15 protein-coding genes are annotated in these 24,398 nt (G+C 70.0%); all 15 read left to right on the top strand.

Going from position 1 to position 24,398, the window contains the following annotated elements; genetic code table 11:
- Window positions 1-89 precede the first annotated feature (89 nt).
- The 15 genes from AB3X08_RS16100 (at window position 90) to AB3X08_RS16030 (ending at window position 24,378) form a co-directional block, all read left to right on the top strand.
- Window positions 90-2,309, top strand: a complete 2,220-nt coding sequence (locus tag AB3X08_RS16100) for a TonB-dependent receptor (protein WP_369933831.1) — start codon at window positions 90-92, stop codon at window positions 2,307-2,309.
- Between the two features lie 75 nt (window positions 2,310-2,384).
- Window positions 2,385-3,419, top strand: coding sequence for a nucleoside hydrolase (locus AB3X08_RS16095; protein ID WP_369933830.1), 1,035 nt, complete (start codon window positions 2,385-2,387; stop codon window positions 3,417-3,419).
- A gap of 506 nt (window positions 3,420-3,925) precedes the next feature.
- The gene (locus AB3X08_RS16090) at window positions 3,926-8,863 is read left to right on the top strand and encodes an alpha-2-macroglobulin family protein (RefSeq protein ID WP_369933829.1); all 4,938 of its coding nucleotides are present in this window, start codon (window positions 3,926-3,928) and stop codon (window positions 8,861-8,863) included.
- Window positions 8,864-9,394: 531 nt separating this feature from the next.
- The gene (locus AB3X08_RS16085) at window positions 9,395-12,262 is read left to right on the top strand and encodes a TonB-dependent receptor (protein ID WP_369933828.1); all 2,868 of its coding nucleotides are present in this window, start codon (window positions 9,395-9,397) and stop codon (window positions 12,260-12,262) included.
- A 30-nt stretch (window positions 12,263-12,292) separates the two neighbouring features.
- On the top strand, window positions 12,293-13,240 hold the full coding sequence (locus tag AB3X08_RS16080) for a glycerophosphodiester phosphodiesterase family protein (RefSeq protein ID WP_369933827.1): 948 nt from the start codon (window positions 12,293-12,295) through the stop codon (window positions 13,238-13,240).
- A 150-nt stretch (window positions 13,241-13,390) separates the two neighbouring features.
- A complete protein-coding gene (locus AB3X08_RS16075; RefSeq protein ID WP_369933826.1) occupies window positions 13,391-14,641 on the top strand; it encodes an efflux RND transporter periplasmic adaptor subunit in 1,251 nt (416 codons plus the stop codon).
- 18 nt (window positions 14,642-14,659) lie between these two features.
- Window positions 14,660-15,430, top strand: coding sequence for an ABC transporter ATP-binding protein (locus tag AB3X08_RS16070; protein WP_369933825.1), 771 nt, complete (start codon window positions 14,660-14,662; stop codon window positions 15,428-15,430).
- Window positions 15,427-17,868, top strand: coding sequence for an ADOP family duplicated permease (locus AB3X08_RS16065; protein WP_369933824.1), 2,442 nt, complete (start codon window positions 15,427-15,429; stop codon window positions 17,866-17,868). The genes AB3X08_RS16070 and AB3X08_RS16065 overlap by 4 nt, the downstream gene beginning before the upstream one ends.
- 95 nt (window positions 17,869-17,963) lie before the next feature.
- Window positions 17,964-18,200: an antitoxin gene (locus tag AB3X08_RS16060; protein ID WP_369933823.1), complete on the top strand. Its 237-nt coding sequence runs from the start codon at window positions 17,964-17,966 to the stop codon at window positions 18,198-18,200.
- Window positions 18,197-18,610 (top strand): type II toxin-antitoxin system tRNA(fMet)-specific endonuclease VapC, encoded by a 414-nt coding sequence (gene vapC / locus AB3X08_RS16055; RefSeq protein WP_369933822.1) that lies wholly within the window; start codon window positions 18,197-18,199, stop codon window positions 18,608-18,610. Before AB3X08_RS16060 ends, vapC begins: the two co-directional genes overlap by 4 nt.
- Window positions 18,611-18,620: 10 nt before the next feature.
- Entirely contained in the window at window positions 18,621-20,012 is a 1,392-nt protein-coding gene (locus AB3X08_RS16050; RefSeq protein WP_369933821.1) for a sigma-54-dependent transcriptional regulator, read from the top strand.
- Window positions 20,013-20,817: 805 nt separating this feature from the next.
- Window positions 20,818-21,324 (top strand): sensor histidine kinase, encoded by a 507-nt coding sequence (locus tag AB3X08_RS16045; RefSeq protein WP_369938554.1) that lies wholly within the window; start codon window positions 20,818-20,820, stop codon window positions 21,322-21,324.
- Between the two features lie 403 nt (window positions 21,325-21,727).
- Window positions 21,728-22,912, top strand: coding sequence for an MFS transporter (locus tag AB3X08_RS16040; protein ID WP_369933820.1), 1,185 nt, complete (start codon window positions 21,728-21,730; stop codon window positions 22,910-22,912).
- Window positions 22,913-22,930: 18 nt separating this feature from the next.
- The gene (locus AB3X08_RS16035) at window positions 22,931-23,578 is read left to right on the top strand and encodes an HAD family hydrolase (RefSeq protein ID WP_369933819.1); all 648 of its coding nucleotides are present in this window, start codon (window positions 22,931-22,933) and stop codon (window positions 23,576-23,578) included.
- Complete coding sequence (locus AB3X08_RS16030; RefSeq protein WP_369933818.1) at window positions 23,575-24,378, top strand: DeoR/GlpR family DNA-binding transcription regulator; 804 nt, start codon at window positions 23,575-23,577, stop codon at window positions 24,376-24,378. The genes AB3X08_RS16035 and AB3X08_RS16030 overlap by 4 nt, the downstream gene beginning before the upstream one ends.
- Window positions 24,379-24,398: the final 20 nt, after the last annotated feature.

Below are 24,398 nucleotides of genomic sequence, written 5' to 3'. Positions count from 1 at the left end.
CGTGTGTATTTTGTGTTAATTATGTTGCGGCGCGGCATCGCTTGCCGGCGACGCGCATTCGCTCCTGCCCATTCCACTCCGGAGTTCCCATGTCCGCCAGTTGGTCGCTGCGCACCAGCGCACTTGCCGTAGCCGTCGTTTCCGCTCTCTCGTTCTCCGCCGCCGCCCAGCAGGCGGACAGCACGGACGGGGTCGCCCGCCTGGATACGGTCAAGGTCACCGCCGAACGGCGTTCGGAAGACTCCAAGGACGTGCCGATCTCCGCCAGCGTACTGCGCCCGGAATACCTGGACGCGATCGCCACCAGCGGCTCGGACGTGCGCGTGCTGGCCGGCAAGGCGCCCAGCCTCAATGTCGAATCCTCCAACGGCCGCGTGTTCCCGCGCTTCTACATCCGCGGCTACGGCAACACCGACTTCAACACCTACGCCTCGCAGCCGGTGTCGCTGGTGTACGACGACGTGGTGGCCGAGAACGCGTTCCTGAAAGGCTTCCCGATCTTCGACCTGGAAGGCCTGGAAGTGCTGCGCGGCCCGCAGGGCACGCTGTTCGGCCGCAACACCCCCGCCGGCGTGGTCAAGTTCAACTCGGTCAAGCCCAGCATCGGCGCCAACGACGGCTACGCCAGCCTGTCCTACGGCACCTACGGCACCATGACCATGGAAACCGGTCTGAGCATCGCCATGGGCGACAAGTGGGCCGCGCGCGTGTCGGCGCTGGGCCAGCGCCGCGACGACTGGGTCGACAACACCGTGGACAACCGTTCGTTCGAGGGCTACACCGACTCGGCGGTGCGGGTGCAGCTGCTGTTCCAGCCGGGCGAGGATTTCAGCGCGCTGTTCAACGCGCATGCGCGGCATCTGGACGGCACCGCGCGGCTGTTCCGCGCCAACATCTTCCGGCCGGGCAGCAACAAGCTGGTCGCCGGCTTCGACCCGGACAAGGTGTCCATCGACGGACAGAACACCCAGGAACTGCAGACCTACGGCGGCAGCGCCAACCTGACCTGGGACCTGGGCGACATCGTGCTGCACTCGATCACCGGCTACGAGGGCATCGGCAAGTACTACAGCCGCGGCGACATCGACGGCGGCTATGGCGCGGTGTTCGCGCCGCCGTCCGGCCCGGGCGTGATCGCGTTCCCGGTGGAGACCGCCGGCGGCATCAAGAACCTGGACCAGTACTCGCAGGAGCTGCGCGCCGAGTCGCAGTACAGCGGCCCGGTCAACTGGCAGGCCGGCCTGTACTACTTCCACGATTCGGTGGAAGGCGAGAACTACACCTACAACACTTTGGGCGGCGGCACCCTCAGCAGCTACCAGCTGACCCGCCAGCGCAACACCTCGTGGGCGGCGTTCGGCTCGCTGAACTACGCGGCCACCGATCGCCTGGACCTGCGCGCCGGCATCCGCTACACCTACGACAAGAAGACCTTCGACGTGCTGGCGCTGGACCGCGTCACCCTGCTCGAGCCGTCCACCGGCAGCACCGACAACTCCAAGGTCACCGGCGACGCCAGCGCCACCTACACCATCAACGAGAACGTCAACGTCTACGCCCGCGCCGCGCGCGGTTTCCGCGGCGCCAGCTTCGGCGTGCCGTCGGCGACCGCGCCGCTGACCGTGGCCGCGCCGGAGACCGTGGATTCGTACGAGATCGGCATCAAGTCCGACCTGTTCGACAAGCGCGCGCGGCTCAGCTTCGACGTCTACGATTTCCGGGTGAAGAACCAGCAGCTGACCGCGGTCGGCGGCAGCTCCAACGACGTGCGCCTGCTCAACGCCGACACCTCCAAGGCGCGCGGCGCCGAGTTCGACTTCGAAGCGCTGCTGACCCAGAACCTGCGCTTCACCCTGGGCGGCGCCTACAACTGGACCCGCATCGAGGATCCGACCCTGTCGGTCGGCGTGTGCCGCACCTGCACCGTGACCGATCCGCTCAACGCCGCCGGCAACGCCATCATCAACGGCAACGTGCTGCCGCAGGCGGCCAAGTGGATGGGCAACGCGACCCTGCGCTACGGCATCCCGGTCGGCGACGACGCCGAGTTCTTTTTCTACACCGACTGGTCCTACCGCAGCGAGATCAACTTCTTCCTGTACGACTCGCGCGAGTTCGTCGGCCAGCCGCTGCTCGAGGGCGGCGCCAAGATCGGCTACAACTGGGATGCCGGCGCGTACGAGGTGTCGGTGTTCTGCCGCAACTGCACCAACCAGATCCGCGCCACCGGTGCGATCGACTTCAACAACCTCACCGGCTTCATCAACGATCCGCGCATCGTCGGCGCGCAGTTCCGCGCCAATTTCTGATCCGCGGGTCGGCGTTGCGATGTACCAGGAACCGCCGGCTATCATGCCGGCGGTTTCTTTTTAGGGGAGGCGCGCATGCGCAGTCTGAAACGGTGGGGGGCGCTGGCGCTGCTGGCCCTGGCAGCGGCGGCCGCCGCGGCGGCGCCTGCGGCCGCGCCGCCAGCGCAGAAGGTGGTGGTGTCCACCGACGTCGGCGACGACATCGACGATGCGTTCGCGCTGGCGCTGCTGCTGCGCAGCCCGGAACTGGACGTGCTCGGCATCGCCTCGGCCTGGGGCGACACCGCACTGCGCGCGCAGTTGCTGCAGCGCTTGTTGCAGCAGGCCGGGCGCAGCGAGATCCCGCTGGCGATCGGCCACAAGACCACCAGCACCATCCCCTTCAGCCAGGCACGCTGGGCGACGCAGGGCACGCTGCCGCGCAAGGCGCCGGATGCGGCGGACGTCATCCTGGCGCAGGCGCGGCGCCATCCCGGGCAGGTCACCTTGCTGGTGCTCGGACCGCTGACCGACGCGGCGCGCGCGCTGCAGCGCGACCCGCAGGGCTTCGCCCAGCTCCGGCAGGTGGTGCTGATGGGCGGCTCGGTGCGTGCGGGCTACGGCAAGTCGCGCTACCGGCCGCCGAGCGCGCCTGCGCCGGAATACAACATCGTCTCCGACATCGGCGCCGCGCAGCGCGTGTTCGCGGCCGGGGTGCCGATCGTGATGCTGCCGCTGGATGCGACCCAGGTGACCCTGGAGGAACCGGAGCGGGTCGCGCTGTTCGCGCATGGCGATCCGCTGACCGACGCGCTGACCCAGCTCTACTACCAGTGGCGCGACACCGACCAGCCCTGGGCCAGCGCCACCCCGACCCTGTTCGACGTGGTGCCGGTGGCGTACTTGCTCGATCCGAGCCTGTGCCCGACGGTGCCGCTGCGCATCGCGGTCGACGATCAGGGGTATACGCGGGAAGTGCCGGCCGGCGCGAGCGCAGCCGGCGGCGCTGCCGCCGTCGGCACCGCGGCGGAGCGCGGCCATGCCGCGGCTGGCACCCCTGACGCCCAGGTCTGCCTGGCGCTGGACCGGCCACGGCTGATCGCGCTGTACATGCAGCGCCTGTTGCGTTGAGGCGACGGCGCGATCGCCGCTTCGCGCGCCGCGGCTGAAGCCGCTCCTACAGGAACTCGCGGCCATCCGGCCGGGTGCACTGTAAGGAGGGGCTTCAGCCCGGACCGATTGCCGAACCTGCGCGACTCCAGACTTCGCGCGTCGCGGCTGAAGCCGCTCCTACAGGGAAACTCGCGGCCATCCGGCCGGGTGCACTGTGGGAGGGACTTCAGTCCCGACTGCATCCGGGGCTCGGCGAATCTGTTGCCTCCTTGGCTGTTTCCACGGCGATGCGCTGCGCCGACGATGGCATGTCGGCCGGAGGAAGCACGAGCGCCGGGCGTGCCACCATGCACCCCCAACCGGCGCGCAAAAATCGCCGCCGGCAAGGTCCGGCAGCGCTCGCCCAGCGCCATCCGCGACCGCCTGGCCACGCGCCGGCGATCGCCGCGCGCGCAATCGCAATTTCGATCCTCCGGCCGTCGCGTCCGCGTTCTATACTCCCGCCACTTTCACGGAGCGAACGTATGCACACGGATTCGAAGCGGCAGTGGCGCCTCCTGCGCGCCGGGCTGTTGAGCACCTTCCTGCTGCTGGGCCTGGCGCTGGCGCTGGGCGGCTGCAAGCGCAACGAATCCGGGCAGTTGCCCGACGCCAGCGGCGAGCCGGTCAAGGGGCAAAAGGAAGCGATGAAGGGCTTCGGCCTGGTCCGCGCCTATCCCGACCAGAAGGGCGACGGGCTGTCGCTGGCGCTGGAGTTCTCGCGGCCGCTGGTCGGCACCCAGGACTTCGACAAGCTGGTGCGCTTCGAGGAGAAGGTCGGCACCGACGAGAGCGCCTGGTCGCTGTCCGACGACGGCAAGACCCTGCGCTATCCGTACGTGGAGGCGGCCAAGGACTACACCGTGCTGATCTCCGCCGACCTGCTCGCCGCCGATGGCAGCCGCCTGGGCAAGCCGCTCAAGCAGAAGGTCTATACCGGCGAACTGGAGCCGGCGGTCGGCTTCGCCTCGCAGGGCAGCGTGCTGCCGGCGCGCGAAAGCCGCGGCCTGCCGGTGGTCTCGCTCAACGTGCCGGAAGTGGACGTGGAGTTCATGCGGGTCAAGGAAGGCTCGCTGCCGGCGTTCTTCGCCCAGTACCAGCGCGGCGGCCGCCGCGGCAGCTGGGAAATGGACAGCGACTACAGTGACCACACGCCGATTTCGCAGCTGGCCGAGTCGGTGTACGTCAACCGGTTCGTGCTCGGCGGCGACAAGAACGAGCGCGCGCTGACCTATCTGCCGATCCAGGACATCAAGGAACTGCAGGAGCCGGGCCTGTACTTCGCGGTGATGAAGCGCCCGGGCCGGTTCGAGAACGAATACGACACCGCGTTCTTCACCGTCAGCGACATCGGCCTGCACGCGCGCGCCTACAAGGACAAGCTGTTCGTGCACACCGCCTCGCTGCAGAGCGGCGAGCCGTTGAAGAAGGTGGAACTGCGCGTCCTCAACGCCGACGGCGAGCTGTTCCTGAAGGGCGAGACCGACGCCAACGGCAATGCGCTGCTGAACTACACGCTCGATGCCGGCCAGGTGCTGGTGGCGCGCAGCGGCACCGACCTGTCGATGCTGCCGTTCAACCAGCCGGCGCTGGACCTGAGCGAGTTCGCCGTGGCCGGACGCGAGAACGCCTGGTTCGACGTGTTCGCCTGGTCCGGCCGCGACCTGTACCGCCCTGGCGAGACGGTGCGCGTGTCGGCGCTGCTGCGCGACAACGACGGCAAGCCGGTGGCGACCAGCGGCAAGGGCGCGCAACCGGTGTTCCTGCGGCTGAAGCAGCCCGACGGCAAGATCTTCCGCGAGACCCGCCTGCAGCCGGGCGAGCAGGGCTATTTCAGTTTCGAGCAGCTGATCCCCGCCGATGCGCCGACCGGGCGCTGGCAGGTGGAGTTCCGCACCGATCCGTCCAGCAAGGAAGCGGTGCAGGGCATGACCCTGCGCATCGAGGAGTTCCTGCCCGAGCGCATGAAGCTGGACCTGGACAGCGCGCAGAAGACGCTCAAGCCGGGCGAGCCGTTCAAGCTGCAGGCCACCGCCGCCTATCTGTACGGCGCACCGGCCGACGGCAACCGCTTCACCGCCAAGCTGGCGGTGGCGGTCGAGCAGCATCCGGTGGAAGCGCTGCCGGGCTACTTCTTCGGCGACCCGACGCTGCAGCTGCCGCGCGAAGCCAAGGACGTGATCGATACCGAGTTCGGCGCCGACGGCAAGATCGCCGAGGATATCGCGCTGCCGGACGAGGCCAAGCCGACCAGCACCATCGCCGCGCTGGTCTCGGCCAGCGTGTACGAGACCGGCGGCCGCACCGTCACCCGCACGCTCAAGCGCGTGCTGTGGCCGGCGCCGGCGCTGGTCGGCGTGCGCCCGCTGTTCGACGACAAGGACGGCGCCGACGCCAACGCCAATGCGCGCTTCGAAGTGATGCGCGTCGATGCGCAGGGCAAGCCGCAGCCGGCCAAGGGCCTGAAGGTGACCCTGGTGCGTGAGCTGCGCGACTACCACTGGGCATTCACCGACAACCGCTGGGACTACGACTTCACCCGCCGCTTCGAGAACAAGCAGACCCTCACCGTCGACGCCGGCAGCGTCGCCGCCAAGTTCGACTTCCCGGTGGAGTGGGGCGAGTACCGGGTGGACGTGTTCGACCCGGCCACCGGCCTGACCACGCGCTATCCGTTCCACGCCGGCTGGAGCTGGGGCGACGAGAACCGCGGCCTGGATGCGCGCCCGGACAAGGTCAAGCTGGCGCTGGACAAGACCGGCTACAAGGCCGGCGACACGCTCAAGGTCACTCTGACCCCGCCGCATGCCGGTCCCGGCGTGCTGATGGTCGAGAGCGACAAGATGCTGTACGTGCAGGACATCGACGTGAAGCCGGGCAGCACCTTCGAAATCCCGGTGACCAAAGAATGGGAGCGCCACGACGTCTACGTCACCGCGCTGGTGTTCCGTGGCGGCTCGGCGCCGAGCAAGATCACCCCGGCGCGTGCGGTCGGCGTGGCCTTCGTGCCGATGGAGCGCAAGAGCCGGCGCGTGGCGGTGGGCTTGGTCGCGCCCAAGCAGATGCGTCCGGAGCAGCCGCTGCCGGTGACGGTCAGCGTGCCGGAACTGGCCGGCAAGCAGGCGCACGTGACCATCTCCGCGGTGGACGTGGGCATCCTCAACATCACCCGCTTCCCGGTGCCCGACGCCAACGCGCAGTTCTTCGCGCAGCGGCGCCTGGGCGTGGACGCCTACGACATCTATGGCCGCGTGATCGAGAGCTTCGAAGGCGGCACCGGCAAGCTGCGCTTCGGCGGCGACATGGCCTTGGCGGCATTGCCGCAGGCCAAGCGGCCGACCGCGCGGGTGCAGACCGTGGACCTGTTCTCCGGTTCGGTGAAGCTCGATGCCAAGGGCAATGCGCGGGTGCAACTGCCGGTGCCGGACTTCAACGGCACGTTGCGGGTGTCGGCGCTGGTGTATTCGGACGACCGCTACGGCAACCGCGACGTGGAGACCCTGGTGCGCGCGCCGATCGTGGCCGAGGCCAGCATGCCGCGGGTGATGGCGCCGGGCGACCGCAGTATGGTCACCCTGGACGTGCAGAACTTCACCGGGCAAGCGGGCGAGTTCAAGGTGCAGGTGGACGGCGAAGGTCCGCTGGCGATCGCCGAGAACGCGCGCAGCGCCAAGCTCGGCAAGGACGCCAAGGCCACGCTCAGCTTCCCGCTGGTGGCGCAGGAGGGCTACACCGTGGCCAAGGTGCGGGTGCGGGTGAACGGCAACGGCTTCAACGTCGACCGCCGCTACGACCTGCCGGTGCGCGCGGCGTGGCCGGCGGTGCTGCGTGCGCAGACCCGCGTGCTGGATCCGCTGGCGCCGGTGACGCTGGGCATGGGCGATGCCGAAGGGCTGATGGCCGGTTCGGTCAACGCGCGCATGCTGGTCAGCGCGTTGCCGCCGATCCCGTTCGCCAGCGCGCTGCAGGGCGCGCTGAACTACCCGTACGGGTGCGCCGAGCAGACCACCAGCAAGGGTTACGCCGCGCTGCTGCTCGACGACGCCACCGCCAGGACGCTCGGCGCCAAGGGCCTGGACGCGGCGACCCGCCGCGAGCGCATGGAAGGCGCGTTCGGCCGGCTGGCTTCGATGCAGATCTCCAGCGGCCACTTCTCGATGTGGGGCGACGACGGCTACGTCAACCCGGGCCTGACCCCGTATATCGCCGAGTTCCTGCTCGACGCCAAGGACGCCGGCTTCGCGGTGCCCGACAACGTGCTGCAGAAGGCGCTCAACCGGCTCAGCGAGGACCTGCTGTCCGGCGGCAACAACTTCTACGGCCAGGACCGCCGCGAGAACCTGAAGTTCGCCAACCAGGCCTGGTCCGGCTATGTGCTGGCGCGAGTCAACCGCGCGCCGCTGGGCACGCTGCGCGCGCTGTACGACAACGACCGCGGCAAGGCGCTGACCGGCCTGCCGCTGGTGCACCTGGGCGTGGCGCTGTCGCTGCAGGGCGACAAGAAGCGTGGCGACGCGGCGATCGCGGCCGGGTTCGCCAAGGACAACGCCGACCGTCCGCGCTACTTCGGCGACTACGGCAGCGTGATCCGCGACGACGCGCTGATGATCGCGCTGCTGCACGAGCGCGGCCTGGCCAAGCCCGAGTACGACGCGCGGGCGGTGTCGTTGGGCCGCGAGATCGATGCGCGCCGCCGCGGCGGCTGGCTGTGGCTGAGCACCCAGGAGCAGGTGGCGCTGGCGCGGATGGGCAAGGCGCTGCTGGCCAACCAGAGCAAGCTGGTGTCCGGCCAGTTGGCGATCGGCGACAGCAGCGAGGCGATCGGCGCGGCCAAGGCCTTCGGCCGACAGTTCGGCGAGGCCGAACTGGCGCGCGGGGTCAGCTTCGTGCCGCAGGGCGAGGCGCCGATGTATGCCAGCCTGGAAATCGCCGGCATTCCGCGCACCGCGCCTGGCGTGGACGAGAGCACGCTGAAGGTGGAACGCGAGTGGTACGGCACCGACGGCAAGCCGTGGACGCCGCGGCCGCTGAAGGAAGGCGAGGCGCTGATCGTGCGCGTCACCATGACCTCCAACGAGAGCATGCCCGACGCGCTGCTGACCGACCTGCTGCCGGCCGGTCTGGAGATCGAGAACTTCAACCTGGGCGACGCCAAGCAGTGGTCCGACGTGGTGGTGGACGGCATCGAGATCAGCGACCGTTCCAACGCCGCCGACGTCAAGCACGAGGAGTTCCGCGACGACCGCTACGTGGCCGCGCTGGGCCTGTCGGCGGGCAGCAAGGCGCAGGTGTTCTACCTGGTGCGCGCGGTGACCCCGGGCACCTACACGGTGCCGCCGCCGCTGGTCGAGGACATGTACCGTCCCGACCTGCGCGGGGTGGGGCGCAGCAACCCGGGCACGATCAGCGTCGTACAGCCTTAGCCGACGACGCGCCAACCAGGCGCGTGCAACGAAAACGACGATAGGGCCCCTGCGGCCCTATCGTCGTTTTGGACGGTCGTGCTGGCGCGCAACCGCCGCCGATGCGCTACGCGCCGAGCTGGGCCATGGCGGTGGCGCAGCCTCGTGCATCCAAACGTCGCGCGTCGCTTTCGCGCCGTACCCTCACCCCAACCCCTCTCCCGATGGGAGAGGGGCTGGGCTGTTCCTTCTCCCACCGGGACCATGGCCCCCTTTTTGGGGGAAGGTGCCCCGCAGGGGCGGATGAGGGTACGGGCGCAGCCTCGGATATCAGCCATCAGACTTCCGCTCACGCTCACCGCTCACCGTGCACCGTGCAACGCTCTGGACCACTCGGTTCACCGCGCGGCCGATGCCGCAGCAACGGATCGACAGTCACTCCCCGGGCACTCGCAATTGTCCGCCGCATGACATGGGCCTGTCATCGCCCCCTGGATAAAATTAACTATCTTGAAGTTAGTAATTATTTCGACATTTTCCAGGGGATACGAGATGACGCGATTGCACCATCGCCACCAGCGCACGTTGCTGGTGTGCCTGCTTGCCGCCAGTTGCCAGGCCGCCCTCGCGCAACAGGCGGCGACGCCGTTGCCGCCGGTCGCCGACGGCACCGATACCGCGTCTTCAGCGCCGCCGGCTGCCGACACCGCCAAGACCCTGGATAGCGTCGTCGTCACCGGCGTGCGCAAGGCCAATGCCGCGGCGATGGAGAGCAAGCGCGCGGCGACCAACATCACCGACGTGGTCAGTTCCACCGATGTGCGCGCGCTGCCCGACACCACCATCGTCGAGGCGCTGCGGCGCATCCCCGGCCTATCGGTGCTGCCGGCGACCGACAACGAGCATCCGCGCGACGAGGCCGCCACGCCGGTGCTGCGCGGCCTCGGCCCGTCCTACAACAACGTCACCATCGACGGCCTGACCGTGGCCTCGCCGGGCACGCCGAACGGCACGCTCGGCTCGATCACCCGCGGCGTGCGCCTGGACATCCTGCCGGCCTCGATGGTCAGTGAACTGCAGGTGATCAAGACCTTCACCCCCGACCTGGATCCCAACGCCACCGGCGGCGCGATCAACCTGCGCACGCGCAGCGCGTTCGAGAACGGCGGCAAGCCGTTCTTCACCAGCGAAGCGTCGCTGGGCCATGCCAACGACGTCGGCAAGCCGCGCGACCAGGACGATCCCGGCTACCGCCTCGGCGCCACCGGCAGCACCACCTTCGGCAGCGAGCGGCAATACGGGCTGACCCTGTCGGGCAACTACCAGACGCTGAGCAGCTACACCGAAACCCACATGACCACCGACACGGTGCACTACGGGCTCTACGACGACAACGGCGTGCTGCAAAGCGGCAGCAACCTCGGCAACGGCTGGGCGGTGCCGCAGCAGGACAAGTACTGGTACGTGATGGACAAGCGCGACCGCTACGGGCTGACCGGCAAGTTCGAAGCGCGTCCCAGCGCCGACCTGCAAGCCTACGTCACCGCGGGTTACTACTATTTCAAGGACGACATGCAGCGCAACGAACTGATCATCGATCCGCGCAACCGCAACCGCGTCGCCAACCAGACCGCGACCTCCGGCAGTTATCCGGCCGGCGACATCGAGGTGGGCTATTCCAGCCAGGTCACCACCACCCGCACCAAGCTCGGCCAGGCCGGCATGGAATGGCGGCCGGACGACCGGCAGGTGTTCTCCGCGCGCGGCTCGTGGTCGGATGCGACCTACGACGAGCCGATCCAGATGTTCAAGTACGTCACTGGCGCCTCGCGCCCGGCGGCGGTCGCGGTCGGCCAGACCGGCCCCGGGGTCACCGTCGTTCCCAGCGCCAACTACGCCTTTACTTACGACACCTCGGCGTTGAACCAGCGCTTCCCGGTGGCATCGCAGGCCTATTACAACTACGACAACTACAGCCTGTTGTACTGGCGCCCGGACTACAAACGCAGCGCGCGCGACCGCATCCTCACCGGGCGCCTGGACTACGGCTTCAACCAGGGCGAACAGGACCGTGGCCTGGGCTTCGGCGCCGGCCTGTCGTACACCACCGACAAGCCGTCGTTCGACATCTACCGCGACGACTACGAGCCGAACCGCAGCGCGCCGGCACTGAACATCGCCGACGTGCTGGCGCCCTCCAACGCGCCGCTGCGCTATCTGGGCCTGAACCTGATCACCATCGATCCGAACAAGGCACGGCGCGTGCTGCAGTCCACGCCGCTGAGCGCGTTCAACAGCACCGACCAATCGGCCTTCAGCAACCAGGACAACTTCAGCCACAGCGAAAAGATCTTCGGCGCCTACGGCCTGGTCAGCTATCGCGCCGAGGCGTTCAACGTCCAGGCCGGCCTGCATTACGACGACACCGACCAGTCCACCGTCGGCCGCCAGCGCCAGCTGGATACGGCCAGCGGCAAGTACGTCTACGTCGATGCGCCGACCGATTCGCACTACGCCAACCTGCTGCCGTCGGCGATCATGACCTACCACCTCAGCGATAGCCTCGACCTGCGCGCCGGCGCCAGCCGCACGCTCGGCCGCCCGCCGTACGACGCCTATGCCGCGCGCACCTCGATCGGCTTCGTCAACAGCACCGATGCCGGCAACCCCAACGCGCAGGGCGTGACCGTGACCGTGGGCAATCCGGACATCAAGCCGCGCGTGTCGACCAACCTGGACCTGTCGCTGGAATGGCGCCTGCCCGACGCGGTCGATGGCATGCTCGCGGCGGCGGTGTTCAACAAGCGTATCCAGGACGAGATCTTCACCCTGTCGCGCACCGACCAGTTCAGCTACAACGGCACCACCTATTCGAACGTGCTGATCAGCACACCGGCCAATGCGTCCAAGGCGCATATCCGCGGCCTGGAACTGAGCGCGGTGCTCAACACCTTGCTGCCCGGCGTGCCGGCGCTGTCCGGGCTCGGCGCCAGCGCCAACCTGGCCTTGCTCGACGGCGACATGGACGTGCCGTACAGCGTCGGCACCGCACCGAACGTGAGCCAGCGCCAGCGCAGCGTCGATCGCCTGGTCGGCCAGCCCGGCTACACCGCCAATGCCTCGCTGTTCTACAGCATCGGCGGGTTGGAACTGCGCGCGGCCTACAACCGCCAGGGCAAGGCGCTGCGCGCCATCGTCAGCAACATCGGCTGGCAGGATCTGTACTGGGCGCCGCGCTCGCAGCTGGATCTGTCGGCGACCTATGCGGTCAACAAGCAGGTCAGTGTGGTCGGCCAGGTCAGCAACGTCACCCACAGCCGCATCACCAGCGTGACCGGGCCGGGCGAGAACCTGTTGAAGGACACCTACTCGGTGCCGACCACCTACTGGTTCGGCATCCGCTTCACGCCCTCGCTTTAAACACCTTCTCTTCTTCGGATGCCCATCGCCATGAAATCCCCTCTGTTGCCGCTGCTGCTGCTGGGCAGCGCACTGACCGGTCCCGTCGCTGCCGCGCCTGCCGGCAGCGCCGCCAGCCAGGCGCGCCTGGCCGATCCCGCCGGCGGCATCTTCGTCGTCGCCCATCGCGGTTGCCACAATCCGGCGCCCGCGCACGGCTTCCCCGGCCATGCGCCGGAGAACTCCTTGTCCGGCCTGGAGCGTTGCGTGGCGATGGGCGTGGACATGCTGGAGACCGACATCCGCCGCGCCGCCGACGGCACCCTGGTGATGTTTCACGATGCCACCGTCGAGCGCACCACCGACGGCAGCGGCAAGGTCGCCGAGCTGACCTGGGCGCAGCTGTCGCGGCTGCGCCTGCGCGACGACGAGGGCGGCGCCGATGCGCCGCTCACCGACCAGCATCCGGTGACCCTGGAGCAGATGCTGGCCGCGGCCAAGGGCCGGATCCTGCTCAATCTCGACGTCAAGGCGCCGATCTATTCGGAAGTGGCGGACGCGGTGCGGCGCGCCGGCATGGAACGCCAGGTGGTGCTCAAGACCGAGGTCGGCGTGTACAGCCAGCCGCTGGCGTCGCTGCCGCCGTTCGACCGGGTCAACTTCACCCCGGTGCTGCTCAATCCGCCGGGCACCGACGATCTGTTGCAGACCGTGCGTACTCAGATCGGCGGCAAGGTCCGCCCGGTGGCGATCGAACTGCCGCGGATGCGCGCCGAGCAGTTGCCGCCGATCGCCGCACTGTCCAGGCAGCAGCACGTGCGGTTGCTGGTCAACACGCTGTGGGAAGGCTTCGTCGCCGGCTACGGCGGCGACGCCGACGCGCTGCGCGATCCGGATGCGGTGTGGGGGCGGCTGTATCGCGCCGGAATCGGCGCGTTCCAGACCGACGAACCGGAAGCCCTGCTGCGCTACCGCGCTTCGCTCGAAAAACAGCGCTGAGCGTGCGCGGTTCGCCGCGCAACTGTACGGAATCGGTCGCCGATCGTCCGCTTGCGGACGCGGCGGCCATGCCCGGCGTAGGAGACATGCAGGCCTTTCAATGAGTTAGAGCGCTTCGCCGATTGGCATGCGGCCTGCTCCGTAAGGGCCATGGATATCGCGAAGTCTCCCAACCGTTCGTTCTGGCACCGCAAGCGCCGCTGGCTGGCGCTGGCCGCCGGCATCGCTGTCGTGCTGGTCGTGGCGGCGCTTGGCGCCGGCCGCGCCGCACCGCGCGTGGCGCGCAGCGAGCTGTGGATCGACGCGGCCACGCGCGGCGAGATGCGCCGCGAGATCCGCGCCAACGGCACGCTGGTGCCGCGGCAGATCCGCTGGATCACCGCCGGCGCCACCGCGACCGTGCAGCAGCAATTGGTCGATGCCGGCGCGCGGGTGGATGCCGACACCCTGATCCTGCAACTGGCCAATCCCGAGCTGGATGCCGGCCTGGACCGCGCCCGCGCCGCACTGGCCGGCGCCGATGCCGACCTGGCCGCGCTGCACGCGGCGCTGGCCTCGCAATTGCTGGACCAGCAGGCGCTGCAGGCGCAGGCCGAATCCGATCTGCAACTCGCGCAGATCAAGGCGCAGGCCTACCGGCGCGGCCACGACGGCGGCGCGATCTCGGCGATCGACCTGACCCAGAGCCAGATCGTCGAAGCGCAGCAGCGCGGCCGCGCCGGCATCGAAACCCAGCGCGTGGCAGCGTTCCGGCAGAACATGGCCGCACAGTTGCGCGCCGCCCAGGCGCGGCGCGCGCAGGCCGCCAGCGCGCTGGCCATCGCCGCGCAGCAGGCCGCGTCGCTGCAGGTGCGCGCCGGCAGCGCCGGCATCCTGCAGCAGGTGGACGTGGAGCCGGGCCAGCGCGTGGAGGCTGGCGCCAAGCTGGCGCGGGTCGCGCGTCCCGACGACCTGCTGGCGCGGCTGCAGGTGCCCGAGCTGCTGGCCAAGGATGTCATCGACGGCCTGCCGGTCGCGGTGGACACGCACAACGGCGTGGTCGCCGGGCAGGTGGCGCGGATCGACCCGGCGGTGCGCAGCGGCAGCGTGGTGGTCGACGTGCGGCTGGCGCCGCCGCTGCCCTCGGGCGCGCGCCCGGACCTGTCGGTGGATGGACGCATCGTGCTGGGCACCTTGCGCGACGTGGTCAGCATCCCGCGCCCGGCGCTGGCCGCGCCGAACACCGCCGGCACCCTGTTCGTGCTGCGCGACGGCGGCGACCGCGCGCAACGCATCGGCGTGCGCTTCGGCGCCGCGTCCAGCGACCGCATCGAAGTGCGTGCCGGGCTGCGCGCCGGCGAGCCGGTCGTGCTGTCGGACACCAGCCAGTGGAACGCCTACGACACCCTGCGCTTACGCTAGCGCCCCAGGAGAACCCGAATGACCGCAATAACCGTACCTTCCGCCGAACCGTTGATCCGCCTGCACGGGCTGGGCAAGGTGTTCCACACCGACGAAGTGGAGACCCATGCCCTGGCCGAGATCGCGCTGGACGTGGCGCGCGGCGATTTCGTCGCGATCACCGGCCCGTCCGGCTGCGGCAAGTCGACGCTGCTGTCGATCCTGGGCCTGCTCGATGCGCCCAGCGGCGGCAGCTACCGGCTCAACGGCCGCAGCGTCGCCGACCTGGACGCAGTCGGTCGCGCGCGCATCCGCAACGCCGAGATCGGTTTCATCTTCCAGGCCTTCAACCTGATCGCCGACCTCACCGTGGAAGAGAACGTGGCGCTGCCACTGACCTACCGCGACGGCGCCGAGCGCGGCCAGATCCGCCAGCGCGTGCGCGAGGTGCTGGAGCTGGTCGGCATGCACCATCGCCACAAGCATTATCCGGGGCAGCTGTCCGGCGGCCAGCAGCAGCGCGTGGCGGTGGCGCGCGCGCTGGCCGGCAACCCGTCGATCCTGCTCGCCGACGAACCCACCGGCAATCTGGATACGCGCAACGGCGAGGCGGTGATGCAACTGCTCGAACAGCTGCACGACAACGGCACCACCTTGTGCATGGTCACCCACGATGCGGCGTTCGCGCGGCGCGCGCAGCGCATCGTGCACATGCTCGACGGGCGCATCGTCGACGAGGACACCTTCGAGCGCCTGCGCCACGAACAGGATGTCGCCTTGCCGGTGCGCAGCGCGGAGCAGGCGCGATGAGCGCCGCCATGTACCTGGCCGAAGCGCGGCAGTCCTGGCGCGCGCTGGCGCGCAAGCCGGGCTACCTGCTGCTGGCGGTGCTGACCCTGGCGCTGGGCGTGGCCACCACCACCGCGGTGTTCGCGCTGCTCGACCAGGCGCTGCTGAAGCCGCTGCCGTTCCCGCAGCCGCAGCAGCTGGTGACGCTGGGCAAACAGGCCGACGGCGGCCACAACATTGCAGCGCCAGGCTATTACCCGGCGCTGCGGCGCATGTCCGGGCTGCAGGCGATCGGCATCCTGCGCGGGTTTCCGGTGCCGGCCAACATCGCCCGCGGCGATGCCAGCGAAGTGGTGGCGGCGATCAGCGCCGACGAAGGTTTCCTGCGCACGCTGGGTCTGCCGATGGCGGCGGGCCGCAACTTCAATGCCGAGGAGAGCCGGCCCGGCGGACCGCAGGCGGTGATCCTCGCGTATCCCTTCTGGCAGCGCTATTTCGGCGGCGACCCGGCTGCGGTGGGACGCACGCTGCAGGTGGAGGGCAAGCCGGTGCAGATCGTCGGCGTGTTGCCGGCGGACTTTCCCTGGGCCGAATCGTTCGACCTGATCCGCAACATGCAGCCGGACCTGGCCGCGACCAACCTGTCCACCAACGAGATCGTGGTGGCGCGCTTGCAGCCCGGCGTCAGCGTAGCGGCAGCCTCCGCGCAGACCGCGGTGGTGATCAAGGGCGTGCTGCGCAACAGCCCGTACATGACCGACGACTGGTGGCGCGACCTGCAGCGCGAACCGCCCAACGCGTTGCCGTTGCAGGACAGCCTGTATGCGTCCTACAGCGGCAACACGCTGTGGCTGTTCTTCGCCGCGGCGCTCTGCGTGCTGTTGATCGCGGCGATCAACCTGACCAGCCTGATGCTGCTGCGCGCGCTCGGCCGCAGCCACGACAGCGCGGTGCGCGCCGCACTCGGCGCGCCGTGGCTGCGGCTGAGCCTGCCGGCGCTGGCCGAGGGCGTGCTGATCGGCGCGCTCGGCAGCCTGGCCGGGTTGGCCCTGGCCTGGCTCGGCCTGCGCCTGCTCGGCGGTTGGGTGCCGCTGCTGTGGATGCGCGGCGAGGCCGCGCACCTGACCGGTGTCAGCGCGTTGTTCGCGCTGCTCGCTGGCAGCGCCACTGCGGTGCTGGCCGCGGCGCTGGGCATCGTGCGCGGCCGTCGCCGCAACCTGGTGACGGAACTGGCCGGCGGCGGGCGCGGCGGCTGGAGCCTGCAGGCCGGCCGCCTCGGTCGCAGCCTGGTGATCGCGCAGGTGGCGATCGCGGTGGTGCTGCTGATCGGCGCGGCGCTGTTCACGCGGACGCTGCAGAAGCTGGCGGAGGTGCCGATGGGCTTCGAGAGCCACGCTGCGCTGGTGTTCACCCTGGCCCCGGTGAAGGAGCGCTATGTCACGGCGCGCGATGCGGTGGAGCAGACCCGGCGCATCGTCGCGCGGCTGCAGCAGGTGCCGGGCATCGAACGCGTCGGCGTGTCCAGCAATCCGCCGACGGCCACGCGGCTGAGCTGGAGCGTGGAGGTGGACGGGGCGCCCTCCATCGACAGCCAGTACCGCGTGGCCACGCCGCAGTTCCTGGAGGTGTTCCGCATCCCGTTGCTGGCCGGCCGCGGCATCGCCGACGGCGACGTGGCCGGCGCCGAGAAGGTCTGCCTGGTCAGTGCATCGTTCGCCGAGCGTTACCTGCACGGCCAGGCGCTGGGCAAGATCGTGACCGTCCCGGACGACGGCGACAACCACCGGTTGCCGATGCGCGTGGTCGGCGTGGTCGGCGACGTGCGCCACACCAGCCCGGCCGAGCCGCCGGAGCCGACGGTGTATCAGCCGCTGGCGCAGATCAGCGAGCCGATGTGGCAGATCATGCGCAGCTTCGGCGCCTTGACCTACGCGGTGCGCCTGCATGCCGGCGCGCTGGGCGCCGACGAGCGCGCGCTGCGCGCGGCGATCGGCGAAGTGGCGCCGCAGCAGCCGATCGCCGAGCTGCAGCCGATGCAGGCGCTGGTCGCCAGCACCACCGGCGAACAGAAGCTCAACCTGTTGCTGGTGGGCCTGTTCGCGGCGCTGGCGCTGCTGCTGGCCGCGGTCGGCCTGTATGCGGTGATGGCGGTGGCGGTGGCCGCGCGCCAGCACGAGTTCGGCGTGCGCGCCGCGCTCGGCGCGCCGCCGGCGCGGCTGCGGCGGCAGGTGCTGCGCGAGGCTGGCCTGCAGATCGGGGTCGGGCTGCTGCTGGGCCTGGGCGTGGCGATGGCGCTGTCGCGGCTGCTGCAGCGCTTCCTGTTCGAAGTGCGGGTGGCCGATCCGCTGGCGATCGGCGCGGTGCTGCTGGTGCTCGCCGCGGCCGGCCTGCTCGCGGCATTGGCGCCCGCGCAGCGTGCCGCGCGGGTGCCGCCGATGCAGGCGTTGCGCGCCGAATGAGGCTTCGGCAGGCAGGACGGCGAGTGACGGCATTGACACTGCCGAGGTGGTATATATCATCGGTATATATCAATCCGTTCCGTTGGAGGATCGCCATGACCACGACCGCCAAGCTGTTCCAGTCCGGGCGCAGTCAGGCCGTCCGCCTGCCCAAGGCCTTGCGTTTCGAAGGAGAGGCGGTGATCGCCAGGCGTTTCGGCAACGGCGTGCTGCTGTTGCCCCTGGAAGCGCCCTGGCAATTGCTGCGCGAGGCGCTGGACGAGTTCGAGCCCGGCTTCCAGTTGCAGCGTGAGCAACCCCAGCAGCAGAAGCGCGAGGAATGGCCCGTATGAGCCAGCCGCTCTATCTGCTCGATACCAACATCTGCATCTACATCATCAATCGTCGTCCGCCAGGCGTGCTCGACCGTTTTGCCGCGTTGCGCATCGGGCAGGTCGCCATTTCCAGCATCACCGGCGCCGAATTGGCCTATGGCGTGGACAAGAGCGGATCGCCACGCAATCGGCAGGCGCTGGACAAGTTCCTGGCGCCACTGGACATCCTGCCGTTCGACGAAGCCGCCATGCGCCACTACGGCGCGTTACGCAGCGCATTGGAGCGCAAGGGCACCCCGATCGGTGCGCTGGAACAATTGATCGCGGCGCATGCCCTGGCTGTGGATGCGGTGCTGGTCACCAACAACGTGCGCGAATTCGAGCGCGTTGGCGGCCTGCGCCTGGAAAACTGGGTGGCAACGGAATGAGATCTCGGCAATGAAGTCGCCGGCTGTGTCGCCGCCGCGCATCCTGGTCGTCGACGACCAGGCCGACGTGCGCGAGGCCTTGCGCATGCTGCTCAAGAGCGCCGGCTACGGCATGGTCGGCGCCGAGTCGCCGGAGTTGGCGCTGGCGTGCCTGCGCGGCGACGAGTTTGCCGCGGTGCTGGTGGACATGAACTACGCTCGCGACACCACATCGGGCGCGGAAGGCTTGGCGCTGATCGCGCAGATCGCCGCGCAGTGGCCGGGCTTGCCGGTGATCGCGATGACCGCCTGGGCCAGCATCGAGCTGGCGGTGGCGGCGATGCGCGACGGCGCGGTGGATTTCATCGAGAAGCCGTGGCAGAACGCGCGCGTGCTCGCGGTGCTGGAGAGCCGCATCGCGCTGGATCGCAGCCGTCGCAACGCGCAGCGGCTCGGCGAGGCGCAGGCTCTGCTGCTGCAGGACGGCGCCGCCGGTTTCGTCGCCGAATCGGCGCCGATGCAGCGCCTGGTCGAGGATCTGCTGCGCATCGCCGGCAGCGGCGCCAATGTGTTGCTGCTGGGCGAGAACGGCACCGGCAAGAGCCTGCTCGCGCAACTGCTGCACCAGTGGTCGCCGCGCCGCGCGCAGGCCTTCGTCAAGGTCAACATCGGCGGACTGGCGCCGACCCTGTTCGAGGCCGAACTGTTCGGCCATGTGCGCGGCGCCTACACCGACGCGCGGCAGGACCGCGCCGGCCGCTTCGAACTGGCCGACGGCGGCACCCTGTTCCTGGACGAGATCGGCAACCTGCAGCTGCAGCAGCAGCCCAAGCTGCTGCGCGCGATCGAGGATGGCGAATTCGAACGGCTCGGTTCCTCGCGCACGCAGCGCGTGGACGTGCGCATCGTCGCGGCGACCAATGCCGATCTGGATGCGGAAGTGGCCGCGGGAAATTTTCGCCAGGACCTGCTGTACCGGCTCAACACCTTCCAGTTGCGCGTGCCGCCGTTGCGCGAGCGCGCCGCCGACATCCTGCCGTTGGCGCGGCACTATCTGGCCGCCGCCTGCACGCGCTACCGGCGGCCGCTGCCGGCGCTGGCGCGCGACGCCGAGCGTGCCTTGCTCGGCTACGCCTGGCCCGGCAACGTGCGCGAACTGGCGCACGCGATGGAACGCGCCGCCTTGCTCGCCGACGGCGCGACGCTGGGCAGCGACGACCTGCGCCTGCAGCCGGCGGCAGGCGCCGCGCCGGCCTTGTCCACCCAACTGACCCTCGAAGAAGCCGAGGCGCTGCTGCTGCGCCAGGCGCTGGCGCAGCAGCAGGGCAATCTGCAGCGCGCCGCCGATCAGCTCGGCATCACCCGGCAGAGCCTGTACCGGCGACTGGGCAAGCACGGCCTGCGCAGCGATGACGGCGGCTGAGCGGCAACGGCGGCGCCCGCTGTGGCTGGCGGCGCCGGCCCTGCTGGCGTTGGCGCTGGTCCTCGTGGTCGGCACGCCGCGGCCACCCGAAGCCGCCGTACTGATGCTGTGCGTGCTGGCGCTGACGGCCGCGGTGTGGCGCTGGCAGCAGCGCGATGCCGGCCAGCGCCTGCGCACCCTCGGCGGCCTGCTCGAGGCGCTGCGCGAGGGCGACTACAGCGTGCGCGTGGCGCAGGACGCACGCGATCGCGACAGCGAGGGCCTGCTGCAGCGCTTCAACGCCCTGGCGCAGCGGCTGCAGGATGAGCAGCGCGATTCGCACGAGAGCCTGCAGTTGCTGAGCAAGACCCTGGCGGCGCTGGACGGGGCGGTGTTCGCGTTCGAACAGGACCAGCGCCTGCGCCTGGTCAACCCGGCCGGCGAGCGCCTGCTCGGCGCCGCCGCTGAGCACCTGGTCGGGCAGTCGGCGCAGGCGCTGGGCCTGGCCGGCCTGTTCGCGTTGCCCTCCGGCAGCATCCACGCGCATGCCTTCGCCGGCCAGCACGGGCGCTGGCAGATCGGCCACGCCGCCTTGCGCAGCCGCAGCCAGGCCGGGCGGCTGCTGCTGGTGCAGCCGATGGAGCGCGCGTTGCGCGAAGAGGAAGCGCAGGCGTTCCGTCGCCTGTTGCGCGTGCTTGGCCACGAGATCAACAACTCGCTGGCGCCGATCGGTTCGATCGCCGATACGCTCGGGCGCTTGCTGGCGGCCGCGCCGCACGCGCTCGACGCCGAACTGCACGCCGACCTGCGCAATGGCCTGGGCGTGATCGAACAGCGCAGCGCCGCGTTGCAGCGCTTCCTCGGCGGCTACGCGCGTCTGGCCAGGTTGCCGGCGCCGGTGCCGGCCACCGTGGAACTGGCACCGCTGTGCGCGCGGGTGCAGCGGCTGCTCGGCGATGCGCGGGTGCGGGTCGAGATCGCGCCGCAGCTGCGCTTGCGCGCCGATGCCGACCAACTCGAGCAGGTCCTGATCAACCTGCTGCGCAACGGCCTGGAGTCCGGCGGCAGCGCGCCGGTGACGCTGCGCGCGCGCGGCTACGGCGGCACTGCGTCGATCGAAGTGGTGGACGGCGGCGCCGGGCTGCCGCCCAGCGACAACCTGTTCGTGCCGTTCTTCACCACCAAACCCGGCGGCTCGGGCATCGGCCTGGTGCTGTCGCGGCAGATCCTGGAGGCGCAAGGCGGCAGCCTGAGCCTGGAGGCGCGCGCGGATGCGCCCGGCAGCGTGGCCACGCTGCGCCTGCCGCTGGCGGCGGACGGCCGTGGGGAGTGACGCCGGCTGCGCGGCACTGTCATCCAGTCGCGCAAGCGGCGATGTCGCCGCACCTGCAGGGTGGGGCAGGGCGGCGCCATGCAGGCGCCGTGCGCCAGCCTCCTGATTCTTTGAGCGCGCGTGCGTCGCCGGTTTTCTTGTTTCGGCTCGACGCCTTGCCGTTGAAGGCCACTCCGTTCTCCTGTCGCGGCTGAAGCCGCTCCTACAGCGTGCGCGCCGTGCCCCTGTAGGAGCGGCTTCAGCGGCGACAGGACAACGCCACGCCATCGACACGCCCAGCGTGCAGCCTCCGACCTGAAGTTATTGGAGGTGCCCTAGTTCGCCACGGGCGGCCGGGATCGTCTTTTCATGCGTCATATTGCGCCTTGTTGCACGTTTATGCGTGTTTCGATACAGTTTCCGCATGCCTACCGATCCACCCTTCGCCACAGCGGCTGGCGTTACCCCCGTCTTCCCCGATGCCGCCGCCAGGCCTGCAATCCACGCCACCCGCTGGGTGTTCCTGCTGTCCGGGATCGCGATGGCGGCGTGGGCGCCGATGGTGCCGTACGTGAAAGCGCGCTTCGCGCTGGACGATGCCGCCCTGGGCCTGGTGCTGCTCGCCTTCGGCGGCGGCTCGATCCTGGCGATGCCGCTGGCCGGCGTGCTCAGCCACCGGGTCGGCAGCCGCGCGGTCATGGTCGGGTCCGGGCTGGCGCTGTGCCTGGGCCTGCCGCTGGTCGCGCTGGCGCCGACCCTGCCGAGCGTGGTCGCCGCGCTGCTGTACTTCGGCGCCGCGCTCGGCGCGCTGGATGTGGCGATGAACGCGCACGGCGTGGAAACCGAAAAACGTGCCGGGCGTCCGGTGATGTCCAGTTTCCACGGCGTGTTCAGCGTCGGCGGGCTGAGCGGCGCGGCAGCGATGAGCGCGCTGCTCGCGGTCGGCGTCCCGCTGTTGGCCGCCGCGCTCGCGGTATCGGCGCTGTTGCTGGCGTTGCTGCTATGGCAGCGTTCCGGCCTGCTGCGCGTCGTCGCCGGCGATCCGGCACAGCGCACCCCGCTGCGCCTGCCGCGCGGCGTGGTACTGGTGCTGGCGGCGCTGTGTTTCATCTGCCTGCTCGCCGAAGGCGCGATGCTCGACTGGAGCGCGGTGCTGCTGCGCGAGTTCCATGGCGTGGAGACGCGTTACGCGGGCGTCGGCTATGCGCTGTTCTCGGTGGCGATGGCGGCCGGCCGTTTCGGCGGCGACCGGGTGGTCGCGCGCATCGGCCAGCCGGCAATGCTGGCGGCCGGCGCCTCGCTGGCTGCCGGCGGCCTGCTGCTGGCCACGCAACTGCCGGGTGTCGCCAGCGGCCTGTTGGGATACGCCTTGGTCGGCCTGGGCGTGTCGAACCTGGTGCCGATCCTGTTCGGTGCGGCCGGGCGCCTGCCCGGCACCTCGCCGGCGGTGGCGATCGCCGCGTTGACCACGCTCGGCTATACCGGCCTGCTCGCCGGCCCGGCGCTGATCGGCTTCCTCGCCCACGCCAGCAGCCTGCCCACCGCGTTGCTGGCGGTGGCCGGGCTGTTGCTGCTGGTGGCGATGGGGTCGCGGCTGCTGCGGCACTGATCCGAAGGAACCCACACCATGCCATCCACTCCCGCGCACGTACCGGACACCGTGATCTTCGACCTCGGCGGCGTGCTGATCGACTGGAACCCGCGCTATCTGTATCGGCAACTGTTCGACGACGAAACCGAGATGGAGCGCTTCCTCGCCGAGGTGTGCTCGCCGCAGTGGAACGAGCGCCAGGACGCCGGCCGGCCATGGCGCAACGCGGTCGCCGAATTGAGCGCGCTGCATCCGGCGCAGGCCGAACGCATCGCCGCCTATCACCTGCGCTGGGAAGAGACGCTCGGCGGCCCGCTCGACGCCAGCGTGCAGATCCTGGAAGAGCTGCACGCGCAGGGCGTGCGCCTGTACGCGCTGACCAACTGGTCGCAGGAGACGTTCCCGGTCGCGCTGCGGCGCTATGCGTTCCTGCAGCGTTTCGCCGGGATCCTGGTGTCCGGGCAGGAACGCCTGGTGAAGCCGGATCCGGCGATCTTCGCGCTGCTGCTGTCGCGCTACGGCATCGATCCGGCGCGCGCGGTGTTCGTCGACGACGCGCCGCGCAACGTGCACGCCGCCACCGCGCAGGGGTTGCACGCATTGCAGTTTCGTGATGCGGCCACGCTGCGCGCCGAGCTGCGCGCGCTGGGCCTGCCGCTGCGCAGCGCCGGAGCGGGCGCATGACGGCCGCCGCCGACGCGCTGCCGCAGGAACGCCAGCAGGCGATCCTGCAACGCCTGCGCGAGCAGGGCCGGGTCGTGGCCACCGAGCTGGCTGCGGCGTTCGCGGTGTCGGAGGATTCGATCCGCCGCGACCTGCGCGATCTGGCCGCGCAGGGCCTGTGCCGCCGCGTCTACGGCGGCGCGCTGCCGCCCACGCCGGGCTTCGCGCCGCTGCCGCAGCGGCACGAGGAGCATGCCGAGCGCAAGCGCGCGCTGGCGCAGGCGGCCGTCGCGCTGGTGCGTCCGGGGCAGGTGTTGCTGATCGACGCCGGTTCCACCAACAGCGCCATCGCCGCCGCGCTGCCGCAGCGGCAGGGGCTGACCGTGATCACCAATGCGCCGGATATCGCGCAACTGCTGATGCCGCGCGAGGGCATCGAGATCCTGTTGATCGGCGGCCGGATCGATCCGCGGATCGGCGCGGCGGTCGGCGCGCAGGCGTTGCAGCAACTGCGCCAGGTCCGCGCCGACCTGTGCTTTCCCGGCGCTTGCGCGGTCGATGCCGAGCGCGGGCTGTGGGGCGTGGACGGCGAGGAGGCGCTGTTCAAGCGCGCGATGATCGAGGCCAGCGGCGAGACCGCGGTGGTGGTCACCGTGGACAAGCTCGGCGCGCACGCGCCGCATCTGGTGGCCGCGGTGGCGGCGATCGACCATCTGGTGGTGGAGCACGCTGCGGCCCAGGCGCTGTGCGCGCCGTTCCTGGCGCAGGCGGTGCAATTGCACCGCGCGGATGCGCCGGCGGCGCCGCAACGGGCAAAATAGCCGCTTCCACCGGGAGCCCG

It is taken from the genome of Xanthomonas sp. DAR 34887 (assembly GCF_041245805.1).
Lineage (GTDB): Bacteria > Pseudomonadota > Gammaproteobacteria > Xanthomonadales > Xanthomonadaceae > Xanthomonas_A > Xanthomonas_A tesorieronis.
Note: the sequence above shows the minus strand (reverse complement) of the source record. Positions and strands in the feature narration are given on the sequence as shown.

Coding starts and splice junctions, on each gene's coding strand:
- AB3X08_RS16100 (WP_369933831.1), top strand. CDS start 90: ATGTCCGCCAGTTGGTCGCTGCGCACCAGCGCACTTGCCGTAGCCGTC.
- AB3X08_RS16095 (WP_369933830.1), top strand. CDS start 2,385: ATGCGCAGTCTGAAACGGTGGGGGGCGCTGGCGCTGCTGGCCCTGGCA.
- AB3X08_RS16090 (WP_369933829.1), top strand. CDS start 3,926: ATGCACACGGATTCGAAGCGGCAGTGGCGCCTCCTGCGCGCCGGGCTG.
- AB3X08_RS16085 (WP_369933828.1), top strand. CDS start 9,395: ATGACGCGATTGCACCATCGCCACCAGCGCACGTTGCTGGTGTGCCTG.
- AB3X08_RS16080 (WP_369933827.1), top strand. CDS start 12,293: ATGAAATCCCCTCTGTTGCCGCTGCTGCTGCTGGGCAGCGCACTGACC.
- AB3X08_RS16075 (WP_369933826.1), top strand. CDS start 13,391: ATGGATATCGCGAAGTCTCCCAACCGTTCGTTCTGGCACCGCAAGCGC.
- AB3X08_RS16070 (WP_369933825.1), top strand. CDS start 14,660: ATGACCGCAATAACCGTACCTTCCGCCGAACCGTTGATCCGCCTGCAC.
- AB3X08_RS16065 (WP_369933824.1), top strand. CDS start 15,427: ATGAGCGCCGCCATGTACCTGGCCGAAGCGCGGCAGTCCTGGCGCGCG.
- AB3X08_RS16060 (WP_369933823.1), top strand. CDS start 17,964: ATGACCACGACCGCCAAGCTGTTCCAGTCCGGGCGCAGTCAGGCCGTC.
- vapC (WP_369933822.1), top strand. CDS start 18,197: ATGAGCCAGCCGCTCTATCTGCTCGATACCAACATCTGCATCTACATC.
- AB3X08_RS16050 (WP_369933821.1), top strand. CDS start 18,621: ATGAAGTCGCCGGCTGTGTCGCCGCCGCGCATCCTGGTCGTCGACGAC.
- AB3X08_RS16040 (WP_369933820.1), top strand. CDS start 21,728: ATGCCTACCGATCCACCCTTCGCCACAGCGGCTGGCGTTACCCCCGTC.
- AB3X08_RS16035 (WP_369933819.1), top strand. CDS start 22,931: ATGCCATCCACTCCCGCGCACGTACCGGACACCGTGATCTTCGACCTC.
- AB3X08_RS16030 (WP_369933818.1), top strand. CDS start 23,575: ATGACGGCCGCCGCCGACGCGCTGCCGCAGGAACGCCAGCAGGCGATC.